Annotated in this window: 13 protein-coding genes; 3 read left to right on the top strand and 10 right to left on the bottom strand. The window is 63.4% G+C overall.

The features are described from left to right. Positions 1-813: 813 nt before the first annotated feature. Positions 814-2,208 carry a PLP-dependent aminotransferase family protein gene (locus HNP02_RS36815; protein ID WP_221318427.1) on the bottom strand — a complete coding sequence of 465 codons (1,395 nt, stop codon included), beginning with the start codon at positions 2,206-2,208 and terminating at the stop codon, positions 814-816. A 156-nt stretch (positions 2,209-2,364) separates the two neighbouring features. On the opposite strand from HNP02_RS36815, the gene HNP02_RS36810 reads away from it, so the two are divergent. Continuing rightward, on the top strand, positions 2,365-3,096 hold the full coding sequence (locus HNP02_RS36810) for a pyridoxamine 5'-phosphate oxidase family protein (protein ID WP_184445584.1): 732 nt from the start codon (positions 2,365-2,367) through the stop codon (positions 3,094-3,096). Positions 3,097-3,429: 333 nt separating this feature from the next. Then, positions 3,430-4,164, top strand: coding sequence for a type 1 glutamine amidotransferase (locus HNP02_RS36805; RefSeq protein WP_184445583.1), 735 nt, complete (start codon positions 3,430-3,432; stop codon positions 4,162-4,164). A 118-nt stretch (positions 4,165-4,282) separates the two neighbouring features. On the opposite strand, the gene HNP02_RS36800 is transcribed toward HNP02_RS36805, so the two are convergent. Continuing rightward, positions 4,283-4,681 carry an IS3 family transposase gene (locus HNP02_RS36800; protein WP_221318426.1) on the bottom strand — a complete coding sequence of 133 codons (399 nt, stop codon included), beginning with the start codon at positions 4,679-4,681 and terminating at the stop codon, positions 4,283-4,285. A 25-nt stretch (positions 4,682-4,706) separates the two neighbouring features. Beyond that, the gene (locus HNP02_RS36795; protein ID WP_184445581.1) at positions 4,707-5,012 is read right to left on the bottom strand and encodes a transposase; all 306 of its coding nucleotides are present in this window, start codon (positions 5,010-5,012) and stop codon (positions 4,707-4,709) included. A 175-nt stretch (positions 5,013-5,187) separates the two neighbouring features. On the opposite strand from HNP02_RS36795, the gene HNP02_RS43900 reads away from it, so the two are divergent. Next, the gene (locus HNP02_RS43900) at positions 5,188-5,958 is read left to right on the top strand and encodes an IclR family transcriptional regulator (protein ID WP_184445580.1); all 771 of its coding nucleotides are present in this window, start codon (positions 5,188-5,190) and stop codon (positions 5,956-5,958) included. A 245-nt stretch (positions 5,959-6,203) separates the two neighbouring features. On the opposite strand, the gene HNP02_RS36785 is transcribed toward HNP02_RS43900, so the two are convergent. From HNP02_RS36785 to HNP02_RS36755, 7 genes are all read right to left on the bottom strand, one after another. Beyond that, positions 6,204-7,175 carry an LLM class flavin-dependent oxidoreductase gene (locus tag HNP02_RS36785; RefSeq protein ID WP_184445579.1) on the bottom strand — a complete coding sequence of 324 codons (972 nt, stop codon included), beginning with the start codon at positions 7,173-7,175 and terminating at the stop codon, positions 6,204-6,206. 111 nt (positions 7,176-7,286) lie between these two features. After that, the gene (locus HNP02_RS36780; RefSeq protein ID WP_184445578.1) at positions 7,287-9,326 is read right to left on the bottom strand and encodes a hydantoinase/oxoprolinase family protein; all 2,040 of its coding nucleotides are present in this window, start codon (positions 9,324-9,326) and stop codon (positions 7,287-7,289) included. Positions 9,327-9,357: 31 nt separating this feature from the next. After that, the gene (locus HNP02_RS36775) at positions 9,358-10,995 is read right to left on the bottom strand and encodes a hydantoinase B/oxoprolinase family protein (protein WP_184445577.1); all 1,638 of its coding nucleotides are present in this window, start codon (positions 10,993-10,995) and stop codon (positions 9,358-9,360) included. Beyond that, positions 10,995-11,363, bottom strand: a complete 369-nt coding sequence (locus HNP02_RS36770; RefSeq protein ID WP_184445576.1) for a RidA family protein — start codon at positions 11,361-11,363, stop codon at positions 10,995-10,997. Before HNP02_RS36770 ends, HNP02_RS36775 begins: the two co-directional genes overlap by 1 nt. Positions 11,364-11,607: 244 nt before the next feature. Beyond that, complete coding sequence (locus HNP02_RS36765) at positions 11,608-11,748, bottom strand: hypothetical protein (RefSeq protein WP_184445575.1); 141 nt, start codon at positions 11,746-11,748, stop codon at positions 11,608-11,610. 283 nt (positions 11,749-12,031) lie between these two features. After that, positions 12,032-15,391, bottom strand: a complete 3,360-nt coding sequence (locus HNP02_RS36760; RefSeq protein ID WP_184445574.1) for a molybdopterin cofactor-binding domain-containing protein — start codon at positions 15,389-15,391, stop codon at positions 12,032-12,034. Next, on the bottom strand, positions 15,388-15,873 hold the full coding sequence (locus HNP02_RS36755; RefSeq protein ID WP_184445573.1) for a (2Fe-2S)-binding protein: 486 nt from the start codon (positions 15,871-15,873) through the stop codon (positions 15,388-15,390). The genes HNP02_RS36760 and HNP02_RS36755 overlap by 4 nt, the downstream gene beginning before the upstream one ends. Positions 15,874-15,889 lie beyond the last annotated feature (16 nt).

Below are 15,889 nucleotides of genomic sequence, written 5' to 3'. Positions count from 1 at the left end.
CAGCAGCATCGAGGGAGGCCCGCCCTTCTCGGCGGAGCCACACGGGTGGGGAATTTCGATGAGCGGCAGTGGGGAATTTCAGCGAGCGCGGTCACTGCAGTCAGCAGAGCCCGTTTCGTGACGGTACGCACGCCCCGCTGTCCGCAGCTGAACTCGCAATCCTTACCGCCGGCCCCATGGTCGGCGACCGTCACGGGAGGACTGGCGTCGTTCCGAACACCCATTCTCGGGCGACAATGGACCGCGGACAACCGTCGGGATCTACGGGCGTCGGGCTTTAGGACCGTTCTCGGTGTCTCGAGGTCACATGAACCTGCCGGCGTTGCGCGGACGGACTGCTGAGTTGAAGCGCGGTCGCGGTGCTGGATCGGACGGTGGCCTCGGGTCAGGGCGCCCTACTGGTCGTGTCGGGTGGGGCCGGCATCGGGAAGTCGGCCCTGATGTCGGAGATCTGCCGGGGAGCTGTGCATCGCGGCTACGGGGTCGGTGTCGGCAAGGCCGAGGAGTCCGATCAGATCGCCTCGATGGCGCCGTTGTTGCTGGCGAAATCAACCGACTCCGCCGCCGGCGCGGCATCCAGGACCTCGAAAAAGCCGACTTCACAATGGAGTCGGCAGCAGGTCCCGTCGTTCCTATCGGGTCGTGAGGATCCGAAGCGACACTGCGGCTGCAGACCGACATCGTGCGCACGCGGCGGGCAGGGTGGCTTATTGGCCTGCGGCTACCGACCGATACATCGTCATCGCGTGCGCTGACCGCTGTGTGACGTAGCCCAAGGCACGGCTCATATCCGCGGAAAGTGGATGGCCGGCATCAGACGCTTTTCCGAAGCACTGAGATTGCGGTGCGGATCTCAGCGGCATTGACGCATCCGTATCCGATGACCAACGCGGGACGAGCGAGGTCTGGAATCGTGCGGAACTCGTCGAGATCAGCGATGCGCAGACCCAGACGGCCCACCTTTTCGACGAGCCCGCCCGCACTGATGTTTGGATCGAGCCGCACGACGACGTGTAAGCCCGCATCGATGCCCTCGATCGCTGCCACAGCGTCGATCTGTGAGAGTTCACGAAGCAAGACTTCTCGTCGATCCGCGTATACCTTGCGTGCTCTGGCGATGTGACGTGTCAACGCACCACTGGTGAGAAGGTTCTCGGCTACGTGCTGAACAGGGGTGGCCACGGTGCAACCTAGCGCTTGTCGCACACGTGTCATGCGATCCACCAGTTGTGGCGGGACGCGAACATAGGCGAGACGTAGGCCGGGATCCATCGTCTTGGACATGGTGCCGACGTACACGGTGTCGGCCGTATCGTCCATCCCAGCCATGCTCGGAAGGGGGGCCACGCCGAATCGAAATTCGCTGTCGTAGTCGTCTTCAACGATCGCAATGCCGGTATCCGCGGCCCAGTCGAGGATGCGGCGTCGAGTCTCGAGATCGATGCGGTGCCCCAAAGGGTACTGATGACTAGGAGTCAGATACACCGCTGCCACACGCGAACCTAGTTGCGCCAGTAGGTCGGGCAACATGGTCGGACAGGAGCTGTCAAACGGCGTCCACTTGATGTCCGCGACTTCGAGGGTTCGACGGACGGGCGCATACCCAGGATCTTCGACTGCGACGGTACGACCCCGCCAGTTCAGCGCCAGCCCAGCCATGAGGATCGCCTCCGACGTGCCCGCACACAGGAGGATCTGCTCTGCAGAGCACGCCAGCCCGCGCGCGTTTCCGAGATAGGAGGCTAGCGCCGCACGCAGCGCGGGGGATCCTTCGGGCGGAAGAGGCTCATTGCTGGGCCTGACGTTTCTCCAAGCGCTGCGCCATAGAGTCGACCGCACGATCTCCGGATCGGGGACTCCCGGACGCATGTCGAGTACTGCCGGCGGATCCACGTCACGAAGTGACGCATTCTGATGACCGCTTCGACTGGATGAGTCGGACGAATAAGTGCTCGGTCGTTGAGATACGAACGTGCCTGCGCCTTGCACCGTCTCGATCCATCCTTCGCCTTCAAGTTCGAGATACACCGATGTCACCGTTGTCCGCGATGTTCCCAGTGACTTGGCCAGACTGCGTGTGGAGGGCATGGGGAAGCCAACAGGAAGCAGACGTCGGCCAATCGCGTCACGAAGCTGGGTTACCAGCTGACGCCGAATCGGAACCAGGCTTGCTGCGTCAAGTGATATCGGAATGTCGAGGCCGTCCATCATCACAGTTTGCGGTCACCAAGCGTTGTGCCAAAAATCGGGCGCTTAGCGTTACCGCAATGTTGCCGAGGTTTCCAGACATGTAACAAACTGGTCTAGTGCCAACCGTGCGCCGTGGCCTTTCCGTGACGGGTGCTCCCAGCCAGGATTCAGGGTATGACGACAAGCGATGTCGCGGCCGAATCCGCGCACGACGACGACAAGCTTCCCGATAAGCCGCACTTGCAGGTTCAGCGATACAAGCAGTTGCAGAGAGGCCGGGTGGCCGACTTGTACGACGTCCTCGACTGCGGCCTCATTGCCCACGTTGGATTCTCTGGCAACGCCGGAAAGCCGATGGTCATCCCCATGGCGTACGCCCGAGACGGTGACGCGATGCTCATGCATGGTTCGACCGGTGCGGGTCTCAGCCGGTCGTCCGGCGAGTCGCTACCCCTTACCGCGACTGTATCGATCTTCGACGGTCTGGTGTACGCGGAGTCGCTATTCGACTCCACCGTGAACTACCGGTGTGCGATGGTCTTCGGTTCTGCCGACCCCGTACCAGATGATGAACGCTTGGAATGTGTCAAGAAGATCTCCGATCATCTAATGCCGGGGCGCTGGAACGAAGTTCGGCCACCGACCAAACGCGAGCTGGCCGCGACCTATGTTCTTCGACTGCCTCTAGACAACGCCAGTGTGAAGATTCGTGCCGGCGCGCCGACCGGCGCACCTGTTCCGGGCCTATGGACGGGATACGTGCCGTTCAGCACCTCGATGGCATCCGCGGTGACGCAGGACGGAGTTGACGCGCCTCTTGCGGCATCGGTCGAGGTGTCACGCCAGTCCTGGGGTGGGCGACTGTCTCACGTGGGCCTGGCCAGCCGCTACCTGTCAACTGATTGAACGGAGCGCGAGGTCATCGACGGGGGAACTCAGTCTGAAAACGGTACTGCACTGCCGGCCGCTGCTCTCTGACGAACCAATGTCGTCAAGAGTCGGGCGGCGTCACACGATGTCGTGCATAGGCGCGATCGTTGAACCAGACCGATCTGTATTGGCGAGCGAAACGGACATAAACCCTTATTACTTCTCGAACCCTTCAACACGGCGAGCGTTACATATCAGTAATGCGCCGGACCGGGAATCCGCGAACCCTCGAGATAATTGAGATGGCTACTGGCTGAGCCGAACGGCGGATCCACTGTTCAGCCCCTGACCGCACCTCAAGGAGAAGCGATGACCAAGCCGGTACTGGTCTTTCAACACGCCGATGTCGAGCCCCCCGGGGCGTATCTACCTGCATTGGCATCGTTGGGCTCCGTACAGACGGTGCGGGCAGGCATAGACCCATTTCCCACTGGCACCGATTACTCCGCTGTGGTGTCCATGGGCGGCCCCATGGGTGTGGGTGACCGCCACCGGATCCTTTGGCTCGATGAAGAAATCGACTACATCCGTGCCGCGGTGCACGCCAGCGTCCCCGTCTGGGGAGTGTGCCTGGGCGCCCAGATTCTTGCTGCTGCGCTCGGCGCCACCGTTTACACCGGTGCGGCTCCTGAAGTCGGTATTCAACATGTCGAGCTGACCGAAGCTGGTCAAGTCGACCCCGTGTGGTCGGCGTCGCCGAGCGCGTCCAAACTTGAAGTTCTCCAGTGGCATTCGGACACATATACCCTGCCCGAGGGAGCCGCGCTGCTGGCATCCTCGCCCGCATACCCGAATCAGCTCTTCCGGTACGGTCGCTGCTACGGCGTGCAGTTTCACATTGAGGCCACTTCGGCGCTCGCGAAGGACTGGCTGACTCTCGAGGAGTACCGTGCGTCTTTGGCGATCGCTGCGGGCCCAGCGGCCGAGGAAGAGTTCCTTCATGAATTGGCGCTATCCGAACACCGTTTGACGGGATTGGCCGCCGTAGTGATGCGGCGTTGGATCGAAGACGTCGTTGCGCCGCCATGCACGCCACGCGCGTGAGTTTGGACGCCTCGCGATGAGCGTATTGCTTGCGCAGCAATACCGCTCGGCAGCTCCGCTGAATCCCTCTCTTGGAGGCTGCGGACCGCGCAAAGGTACATGTCGCCTTCGCCGCACGTCATGTAGGTGATGTCGGAACTCCACACGGCGTCGGGCCGGCCCTGATCGAATTGGCGCTCGACCAGATCAGCCGGGAACGATGCGGTGGATCGACGATGGTGGTGCGCACTTTGAACGTGCGCGGGCTGATCCCTGCGAGCCAGATCTCGGACATGATCTTGGCGACCGTCTTGTCCGACACACTCTCACCGGCAGCGCGAAGGTCAGCGGTGATCCGGGGCGAGCCGTACACCCCACCCGAGTCGCGATGATGGTCGATGATGTTCACGGTCAGGTCGGCCTTCCGTTGCCCTCGATCGCTTAATTCTGTTGTTGCCGAACGGTTCGCACGCTCGTAGTAGCCGGAGGTGACACCTCCAGCAGTCGTGCCATTCGGGCGATCGCGGTGGTCGCGCACTCTGCGGCCATCAGCTCGAACCGATCTACTTCGGTTGGCCGGCGGCAAAGTACGCGGAGGCTTTTGTCAGGAACGCGATGTCCTTCTCCCGCTCGGCGACCTGCTTGCGCAGACGCGCCAACTCGGTGCGCTCCGCCGGGGTTAACGGCTCGTCGTTACGGGCTGCCGCGGCCTCGACGCGGCGTCGCTCGTCGGCGACCCACCGTCCGAGCAGGCCCTCATTCACACCAAGCTCGCGGGCGACTTCGCCGATCGTGCGCCCGGAATCGATCACCCGATGAGCGGCCTCAACCTTGTACTCGGTCGCGAAAGACCGGCGGGTTCGGGACATGGTGACATCCTTCCAGCGGGACCATTCATCCCGCTATCTCGATGTCCACCGTTGGGGGGAGCCTCACTAGTGCCCTTGAGCACGGCGGAGGAGCATCTCTACGAGAACGTCATACCGTCGAGTTCTTCATACGAGCTACCAGTAACGGACCGCACCGCGCTCCTATACTCCTCCGGTGGGCAGTGAGAAACGCATCCAGTCGGTCGGCAACGCCACTCGACTATTGAAAGTATTGACCGAGGCCGGCGGTCCCCTTCGACTCAACGACCTGAGCTTCCGCCTAAATATGACTAAGAGCTCTGTCCACCTGCTGCTCGCGACACTAGCGGACGCTGGTTTCGTGGAACAGACGACTGAAGGTACATACCGGCTCGGCCTGGGCATCTTCGAGGTCGGCACTGCGGCGCTGCAGCAGTTAGGTCTTGGTGCGGTTCTCTCGCCTCCCCTGGAAGCATTAGCCGAGCGGACGCGTGAGGCAGTGACGTTGGGTGTACTGCATCGCAATGAAGTGCTCATGGTGCAGCGATTCGAGAGCGACCAGGTGCTTCGGGCGTCGATCCGAGTGGGACGTCGAATGCCGGTGCACAGCTCTGCCAGCGGAAGAGCCTTGTTGGCCTTCCTGCCTAAGGAGGATCGAGACGCACTGCTGGCGGCATCTGAGATCAGTGCGGCAGAGTTGCGCCGCGTGGTCCGCAGATTGCGTGACATCCGCGACGCGGGATATGAGATCCAGCGAGACGAGTGGGCAGCCGGCATTTCATCCATCGCAGCACCAGTGTTTGGAGTTACAGGCGCGCCAGTGGCCGCCGTCAGCATTTCATCTCCTTCGAGCCGATTCGACCCGCAGCCCTTAATCGAGCCGTTGCTGCACATCGCAAATGAGTTAGGACGCTTGCTGCTTCAGGTACAAGCGGGGCCGGGGCATCTAGCGCGAATGGCGCACTGATTCAGCGGCTCACTGTCAGCAGGAAGGCTCGGGCAAGCCGAACACCGATCTTGCGGCTAATGGCTTTCACTGAGCTCTCGCAGCATGCGCCGAACAAGCGTTAGTTAGCGGGCGGGAGCGGACTCTGGCGGGAATGTTCTATCGGGTCCCCCGATCGGACTTCTGATGGTTAGTGGAACTTGGCCGTCTGGAGCAGACCTTCCCATCACGGGTTGACAACGTGAGGTCATACTGCCCGCGCATATCTACCTGAGCGCAGGGAGCAACTCGTCCGCAATCAGGCGCAGCTGGTCTTGCTCGGTGCTCACCGGCGTGAGTACCAGACACTCGACGCCTGCTTCGCGGATCACGGCAAGACGATCTCTGATTTCATCCACAGTGCCGAACAGGTACGCCGCCTGTAGTTCGTCGGGGTCTCTACCCGACCACATCATGCGCCCAAAGGCGCGCAGCTGCTCCTCAACGATCGAATCCCGCTTTCCGGTAGGGACGACGTGCACGAACTGCGTGTGGCCGAACGTTATCTCCGATGGGTCTCGTCCTGCCCGCTCGGCTGCCTCCCGAATCGTCGCCCAATCGCTTCGTACGCCTTCCAGCGACCGGCCACTGGATCCGGACAGCCATCCGTCCGACTTGATGATCCGCTGCAGCACTGCGTTCGGCATGGTGCGCGCGCCCGCATCCGCCGTCGTTGCCGCCCCCCCGGCAACCCAGATCGGCGGTGCCGGCATCGTCGGCTGCAGAGATACGTTTGAGAATCGCGTGAATTGCCCGTCGAAGCTCGCGTTCGGCTCGGACCACAGCGTCTTCATCACGTCGAGGTGTTCGTCGGTTCGACGACCGCGCTCGCGCTTAGGGACGCCGAGCGCCTCGAACTCCGGCTCGTACCAGCCCGGTGCGACGCCGAGGATGATCCGGCCGTGCGACATCACCGACAGCGATGACACCTGCTTCGCGAGCATCACCGGGTCGCGATGAGGAAGGATGACGATCCCGGTCCCGAGCTTCACTCTGGTGGTGACCGCGGCAGCGTAGGCAAGCACCTCGAGTGGGTCGAGCCACGACGCGCTGTAGATGGGAGGCGCCACCAGGAGGTGCTCCAGCGTCCAGAGCGAATCGAAGCCGAGGCTTTCGATGTCTTCGATGTACGAACGAAGCCCACTGACCTCCGTGTCAGTCAGGTCAGAGTAGGTTGGAACACGAATTCCGACGTCCATGTGCGTCCTTTCTTTCTGGCCGGTTCGGCACCGCAGTGCAAGATGCAGGGAACCTAATCTGGTTCCCGCCCTTGGGAAGTGCCGCTACGGCCTCGACGTCTTGGTCAAGGCTCAGTAGGAGATGATCAGATTTCCTTGGGCGTCCTGCAACACTTTCTGTTCCGGGTAGATCACCGCGGTGGACCCCTCGCCCAGAATGACCGCTGGGCCGACAACCGTCTCGGGTAGCCTGCGATTGCCGGTCAACCGCCACAACTCACACGATTCGAGTTCGGGCTTGTCAAACGATGCCTGCCAGGGCTCCGATGTGGCCACCTGGTGACCGACCGTCGCCACTTGCAGACCGATCTGGTTCGTTCGTTTGGTCATGACGACGCGCAGATTCTCGATCTCCGAAGGGTGGTCCTCGAGCACGTACCCGTAGACGTCCTGGTACTCCTTCAGGAAGTCGCCGTGCGCGCGCTCGGTGAAGTCCTCGTCGTCGAAGCCGTGCAACGTGATTGGCAACGTCGAGCCCTGTCCAACGAAGCGCATATCCGCCCTGACCTTCGTGTCGAAAGCGCTGTGATCCGCTCCGTTCACAGGACTCAACGCCTTGCTGCACAGCTGTGCGACCAGACCGGACAGCGCGACGCCGTCGATTCGCGCGGTGAGGGTGAGCAACGAAAGGGATGATTCGTAGCGCTCTGGCGACCACACCGCACCCATGGCGCACAGCGCTCCTGCGAAGCGCGGAATGATCGTTCGGCGAACCCCGAGACTCCGACCGATGCTCGCGGCATGGAGTGGGCCTGCGCCTCCGAAGCCGATCAAGTCGAAGTCACGCGGGTCCAGACCGCGACGAACCGTGATCGACTCCAGCGCCTGCTGCATGGCGGCGTCAGCAATCTGCAGCACGCCCCTGGCCGCTGCCAAGACGGTGATGCCGAGCGGAGTCGCAAGGTTCTTCTCGATCGCTTCGGTCGCTGCTGTGACATCGATGGCGATGGTGCCACCAAGAGGCTCGTCGGCAACGAGGTGGCCCAAGACGACGTGAGCATCGGTGATGGTCGGCTCCTGACCACCATTGCCGTAGCACGCCGGCCCTGGGCTCGAGCCCGTGCTGCGGGGACCAACCCGCAACAGCCCCGCGCGATCGACCCACGCGACGGTACCCCCGCCGGCCCCAATCGAATTGACGTCGACAGCCGACAAGATGAAGCGAAAATCGGCCACCGCCACGACCGATGTTGTCTCCGGGACGCCGCCCCGGATGACGGTTACGTCGCAGCTGGTGCCGCCCATGTCCATCGCCAGCAGCCGATCGGCATCGGGTTGCTCCCGGCTCAGGGCCGCGGCTCCCGCGACTCCGGCGGCCGGACCCGACATCACAGTTAGCACCGGACGACGCCCGGCCGCACGCGCGGTAACGGCCCCACCGGTCGAGTCGGTGATGCGTACGGCGGCCGAGGGCAGGATGCTGGCTAGTGTGCGCTCCAACTGCTCGAGATAGTGCAGCATCGTCGGTCCGACGTAGGCGTTGATGCAGGTGACCAGGGTGCGCTCGTACTCTCGATACTGCTGCACGACATCGCAGGAGGCCGACACGTAGAGTTCGGGCAGTTGGTCACAGAGGTACTGTTTGAGCAGCCGCTCGTGACTCGGCTCGATGAAGGAATTGATGAGGCAGATTGCAACTGCCTCGGCTCGACACTCGCGCAGCTGGGCCACCAGCGTCGGGCCCTGCGTCTCCAGATCGGGTGCCGTCTCCACCGATCCGTCACTGAGGATTCGTTCGGTGATCTCGAACCGGCGAGAGCGCGGCACCAACAGCTTCGGGCTGGGCTGGTCGAGGTCGTACAGCTTCGCGCGGCTTTCCCTACCGATCTCCAGAACGTCACGGAAGCCCTCGGTCGTGACCAGGGCGGTGCGACTGCCCCGCCCCTCGATCACCGCGTTGAGCGCCAGTGTCGATCCCACCGTGATCTCCGAGATGTCCTGTCTCCCTGTGTCCGTCAGCTGTGCGAGGAGGCGGTCGATGACCGCAACGATCCCCTCGGTCGGATCCGGTCTCGTGGTTGGGCTCTTGGCGGACACCTGCTCACCGCTCACGGGAGAATGGAAGAAGCCGTCGGTGAAGGTGCCGCCGACGTCGATGCCGATGACGGCCATCGTGAGCCTCGCTTTCGTGCGCGCGCGTGCGCTAGTTGGTGGTGTAGCCCTGTTCGATGTCGAACGCGAGGGCGCCGGGTGTTCTCTCAGTGGGATCGCCATATCCGCCACCACCGGCCGTCTCGGCCACAAGGCGGTCTCCTACGCTGACGTCGACGACGCACTTGCTCGGTAGGCTTTGTCGCGAACCGTCACTGCGGACGATCTGATGAGCTGAACCGGCGGCCTCGCCGCCGCCCATCAGGCCCCAGGGCCGATTCACCGCTCGATCCGAGAGGATCGCAAGGGTTCCGGGCTCCCGGAATTCGTACTCCTTACGCATACCCAGGCCACCTCGGTACCGTCCCTGGCCGCCCGACCCGGGCCTGACCGCGACGGAGCGGACGATGATCGGACTCTCCCGCTCGATGACCTCTACGGGCCGGTTGGGGGTATTCATGAGGTTGGTTCGGCGCACCGAGATCCCGTCGTCGGTGGGCCTGGCACCTGAGCCACCGGAGAGGTTCTCACTGACGACGTAACGGGATCCGTCTCGGCGGATTCCGCCGATGGCGATGGTGTTGTGCGAGCCCATGCCTGCAGCCGGGATCCGTTCGGGCAGAAGTTGCGCGAAGGCGCCGAACAGCGTGTCGACGATACGTTGCGCTGTCTCCAGCGATCCACCCGCTACGGGAGCGGGATAGGCTGCACTGACAATCGAACCCGGCGGCGCAGACAATGAGATCTGGTCAAAGCAGCTCGAGGTCGTGGGAATCGATTCGTCGATGAGGCAGCGGACGACGAAGAACAGCGCGGACAGCGTCACGGCTTGCGACGCGTTGACGGGCGCGGGCAACTGCGGGTGCGTCCCCGCGAAATCCGCCCGGACGGTCCCGTCTTCCACCGTGAGCTTGACATGAATCGGCAACGGTCCATGGCCTTTGCCGTCGTCATCCATGACGTCCTCGAACTCCACGACGCCCGAGGGCAATTCGTGCAGCGCCAACCGGGTCAGCTCGGCAGAGTAGTCGAGGATGTCCTGACACATCTCGTGGAACTCGGCGTTCCCCAGTTCGGTGCTCAGCACGCGGATTGCACGCTCCCCTGCCCGCAGCGCCGCCACTTGAGCGAAGAGATCGGCTTCGAACTCGGTGCCGAGCCGGACGTTGGCCTTCAGCAGCGCCATGACTTCTGCGTTGAGCTCTCCGTCGCGGTAGAGCTTCAGCGGGGGAATGATGATGCCTTCCTGCAGCAGGTCGTCGGTGAGATGTCCGACGCCACCGGGACTGGCTCCTCCGATGTCGCCGTGATGGGCGATGACGGCGCAGTAGCCCAGAAGCTCGTCGCCCGCGGTGTCGTAGATGGCGGAGATCGCCGTGACGTCGGGTAGATGGGAGCCGCCGACGTAGGGGTCGTTGTGCAGACACACCTCACCGGGAAGCAGCGGTGAGCCCAGGTGCCGCAGTGCTGCGGGCACGATATTGACGAGCAGTGCGAGGTGAATCGGTAGGTGCTCAGCCTGTGCGACGAGCTTGAGATCACGGTTGAAGATGGCGCACGATCGGTCGTCGCGTTCCTTGATCATCGGCGACAGCGCAGCCCGGCGCATGACTTCGCCCATGTCCGTTGCCACGCCCTGCAGCCGATGCCTGAAGACTTCGAGTGCGATCGGGTCCGATGTGCGAGACATCAGGCGCCGCCGGCCTCGGCGATGACGTCGATCTCGACCATGTAGGCGTTGTTCAGCGCCACCTGCATTGCCACCCGCATCGGCGGCTGCGCTTGCGAGACGAACTTCTCGTAAAGAGTGTTGAACTCTGCCCAGTTCTGGATATCCCCGAGATAGACGTTCACTTTGACGAGCTTCTCCACCGACGTTCCTGCGGCCCCGAGCGCCGAGCTCAGATTGGCGAAGGTGAGTTCCACCTGTTCCCGAAACGTCTCCGGGATCCGGAGGGTCTCTGGCTCACGCGGAATGGCCGCCGTAAAGACGAAACCTCCTGACTCCACGACCGGAGAGATGAACGCAAGATAATTCGAGACCGGGTGGATCTTCACTGCTACCCCTCACAGGTGTTGGCGAGGGCCGCGGGTGCGACCCCCCTTGTGCCGCTTTCGTATTGAAGTGTCGAGCCCCTCCAGGCGGGCTCAAGTGAATGTGCTCCGTCGTCATCTCGCCCGGAACGCCGGCCCGACGACGGTATTACTATATCGAACATCATTCTACTCTGCCGAACTCTGCTCGGGCCTGTCAAGGTCTCCAATCGCAGGGCGGGCTGTCGCGTGCTCGACGGACTGGCCCTCAGAGCAGCCTCCGGCACGACCAGCGCCCTGCGGGTCGGTGGTACATGTCGACGAAGTACGCCAGAGTCGCGCCGCGCAGCGCGTTACCGCTCTGCCGTCGTTCGCGCCTCGATCCGGTCGCGATTTTCCGAGTGGTCATGATTACCCTTCCACGCCACGCTGGTTCGACATAGGCGAATTGTGTACGACATTATCCTCACCCGAAGGTGACGCAACCGTGAGGCGTTGTCAATGACCAGACGCCGCAGCGGCACTTCGACATGTGGCTTTGGCCGCCGCGGTGTCGTCGGTTCGTCGGGGGCGAGGAGAACAGATTCGACTGCGGCGCAGCACATTATCGATTTGTTGATACTCCGCGACAGGCAGCCGCGCCGAGGTGCCGGGGTCAAGCCGGTCGACGCGGAATCGATTGCAGTAAGGAGCTAACGCTGGCGGTCCGCCAGTTGATCTGCGATCTCGCAAAGTGCCTGCCGTAGCGCTCCCCGGCTGGCTTCGAGCTTCCATCGATTCCGGGGCAACGGGTGAGCGATCGCTTCCAGCTGGGCGACCAGAGCGCGGTCAGCGACGTCGGACAGCCGTTCAGCAGTCACTCCCTCGATGGCGTCCTCGACAAGCCCAAGGCGCACTGGCGTCGGTGCCATGCCTCCGAGTACGACGCGGGGGTCTCTGACGCGGCCTCCCTCGAGATCGGCGGTGATGGCCACCGAGCAGATGGCGAAGTCCCCTTGCCACAGCGCGAGCTTCTTGAACGACCCGCTTCGCCCGGACGCGGCTGGTGGCAGCCGCACCTGGATCATGACCGCGCCGGTCGGCAGTGTGTTCTCCCCGGGCCCGACGAAGAAGTCGTCGACGGAGACGCGAACCGGTTCACCTCGCTGTGGCACGTATTCGACCTGGGCGTCCAACGCCAGAAGGGTGGTGGCCAGGTCCGACGGTGTCACCGCCTGGCAACGGTGTGCTCCGATGGCGGCGTGTTGGAATCGGTGGTCTCCGGTGATCGCATAACAGGGGCTCAAGGTGCCGCCACGCTTGTAGCACTGGAACCCGTTGCGATAGAACCAGCACCGCTTCTCTTGCAGCAGATTGCCACCGAGAGTCGCGAGTTCCCGGACTAGCGGTGTCGCGATGTCTCGTGCCGTCTGGCTGAGCACGTGCGGGATGTCCTGTCCGCCCTCAGCCAGTTCGCTAAGTGTCAGGGCTGCCCCGAGCTCGGTCCAACCGTCGTCAGGGTTCGTCCTGCAGTTCCGCAGTTCCCGTACCTGCGAGAGCGACACCAACACCGGTGCATCGTTGAGGGCTTGCTGTCGTCGGGGCAGCAGATCTGTTCCGCCGGCCAGGAAGGCTGTCTCGTCGCTCGCCAGACTGCGTGCCTGCTCCAACGTCTCGGCGGTCCTGAATTCGGTGCTGGTGGGCACGGATCGCTTGCGGGAGAACTGCGAGGTGATCATCAGGGCGCGCTTGAGTCCCAGCGGGTAGAGCCGGCGGAATGCGTCGACCTGCCAGCGGGACGGGCGGCGCCAAATCTTGGGTCGGATCGAGCCGTTGCGTTGCAAAGCCTCGATGATTTTGTCCGGGGTGATCGGGAGCTCTCGGAACCTGATCCCGATGGCGTCGAACACCGCGTTCGCGACTGCGGGACCGGGAGGAAGGATCGGGATCTCACCGACGCTTTTCGCGCCGTAGGGACCGGCACCGTCCTCACCGTCGACGATGATCGCTCGCACCGCGGGTGCTTCGACGCTGCGGAACAGGGGGTAGTTGAGGAACGTCGGGTTGACCGGGCGCCCTCCCTCGTAGAGCACCTCCTCGCCGAGCGCTGCGCCCAGCCCTTGTATGGCACCGCCGCAGATCTGTCCCTCGACCATGGTTGGGTTTATTGCCCGTCCCACGTCATGCGCCGCAACATAACTCAAGATCTCGATGTGGCCCGTGGAAGGGTCGACCTCGACTTCGACTGCGTGTGCCGCGAAGCAGTAGCTGGCCGAGTAGTTGGCTCCTTCACCGATTCGCTCCATGCGGGGGTCGGTGTAGGTGGAGGTGTGCTCGTATTCGTCGGCAATCCCGAGGAGCGGCACGAGATCGCCGATGTCGACGAAGTCCTCGCCCGCCCAGGCGCGCCCATCGCGCAACTCGACGACGTCCGGTGTGGTCGCGAGCTTGACGGCGGCCTCGGCGCGGACCGCGTCCGCCACCTCGCTGCCGGCCTGACGGGCGGCATGCAGGCTCATGTGGGTACCGCGGGAGCCCCATGCACCGTAGTCGAAGGTCTCGGTGCTGTTCATGATCACACGAACGTCGGCCAGATCAAGGCCGAGTTCGTGAGCCAAGGCCTGGGTGATGATCGTGCGTTGTCCCGTTCCGGCGTCGGCTCCCCCGAATGTGGCGGTGGCGGTCCCGTCGGAGTGAAGGACGACCTTCATCTCGCTCTCGTTACCCCGGTCGTAGGCGTGGGTTCCACTGCCGTGGATGGCCGCGGCTACGCCGACTCCGCGAAACGGGGTGTGCTGTTTGCGTTTCGAGGTCCAGTCGATCTCGTCACGGACACGCTCGAGGCACTCCTTGAGGCGGGCGCTGCCAACCCGGATTCCGGAGCGAGCCGTCGTTTCAGGCTGGTTCGCGTTGGCGATGCGGAACTCGAGCGGATCGATGCCGAGCTTGTATGCGAGTTCATCGACGGCGCTCTCCAGCGCGAATGTCGTCTGGGTGCCGCCGTAGCCACGGAATTGGCCGCCCGGTGGCAGGGCTGTGTCGACGAGCCTGCCTTCCCACCGGACGCAGTCGGTGCGGTACATCGCCGCAAACTTGCCCAGGCCCCGCATGAGCACTGAGGGGCCGTAGTGGTTGTAGGCGCCGTTGTCGGCATCCACGTTCGCGTCGATGAGGTTGATGCGATTCGCGCTGTCGGCGTGGATCTCCACGTCCATGTAGAACGCATGGCGAGGTTTGGTGGCCCCGAACTCTTCCTCGCGAGTCAGTTGCAGCCGCACGGGCCGGCCGGCCTTATGCGCCAATAATGCCGCAATGACCTCGTGCTCACTGACGTGAGACTTTGAACCGAATCCTCCGCCAGTCGACACGTCGTGGCAGATCACCCAGTCCTGGGGAATGGCTAATGCGTTCGCGACCTCTTCTGCGACGAACCAGGGCGACTGGGACGACGTCCACAGGTGTAGCCGCCCGTTCTCGTCCCAGGCTGCGGTGGTCGCGTTAGTCTCCATCGGTGCGTGGCCCACCCGCGGGTAGACGTAGTGCTCGCGTACGTTTGCGGCGCTGGCGGCACGAGTCGACTCGTAGTCGCCCAGAACCGTGGAGCTCTTGAATGCGACGTTGTGCTCTCCCGTGGGTCGTGTGTGCAGCGGCCGGGAGCGGAGGTCGAGTGCGTCGGCGACCGTGAGGGGAGCGCGCTTCCTCCGGTATCGCACGGAGAGGGCTTGTGCGCCTTGACGTGCGAGGTCGGGGGTCTCTCCGGCGACTGCGGCGACCTCTTCGCCGACGTACCGCACGACGCCTCTGGCCAGGTGGGGGCGGTCTCGTAGGTCGCCGCCGCTGTGGATGTAGCTCTTCTGTCCGGGGATGTCGTCCGCAGTCACGATAGCGACGACGCCTGGGACGGCCAACGCGGGTTTCGCGTCGATCCCGCGAATCGTCGCGTATGGGTAGGGGGATCGGACGATGGCTCCGTGGAGGAGACCGTCCAACTGGACGTCTCCGGCGTATCGCTCGACTCCGAGTGTCTTGGATTCCCAATCCACTGGGCGCGCGCGGGTGCCGACCCAGTTCACTGATGCTCCCTCCTGTGGCGTTCGTTCGCGACTCGCGTGATCGCCGCCATGATTTGCGAGTAGCCGGTGCAGCGGCAGACGTTCCCCTGCATCTCGAATCTGATCGAGGTGTCGCTGTCCGCCTTGCCTGCTCGCAGGCAGGCCTCGGCCGCAACCAGTTGTCCTGGCGTGCAGTAGCCGCATTGGAACGCGCCGAGGTCGGCAAAGGCGGCACGTATGTCCGTGATGTCCTCAGCCAGCCCTTCGATGGTCGTGACCTCGCCTTGGATGTTGGCGGTCAGGGTCAGACACGATGGTTTTGCTCGGCCATCGACGAGTACCGCGCACGCGCCGCATTCGCCGCGGTCGCATCCGTGCTTGGCCCCGGTGAGGTGGAGTTCGTCCCTTAGGTAGTCGAGCAGGGTGCGGGCATCTGATGCGGCAATCGTATGATCGATTCCGTTGACGACCACTGTCTTGCAGGCCGTGTGGCCGTCGTGCATTGGCGGTTGGGACTTG

Source organism: Mycobacterium sp. AZCC_0083 (assembly GCF_014202335.1).
Lineage (GTDB): Bacteria > Actinomycetota > Actinomycetes > Mycobacteriales > Mycobacteriaceae > Mycobacterium.
Note: the sequence above shows the minus strand (reverse complement) of the source record. Positions and strands in the feature narration are given on the sequence as shown.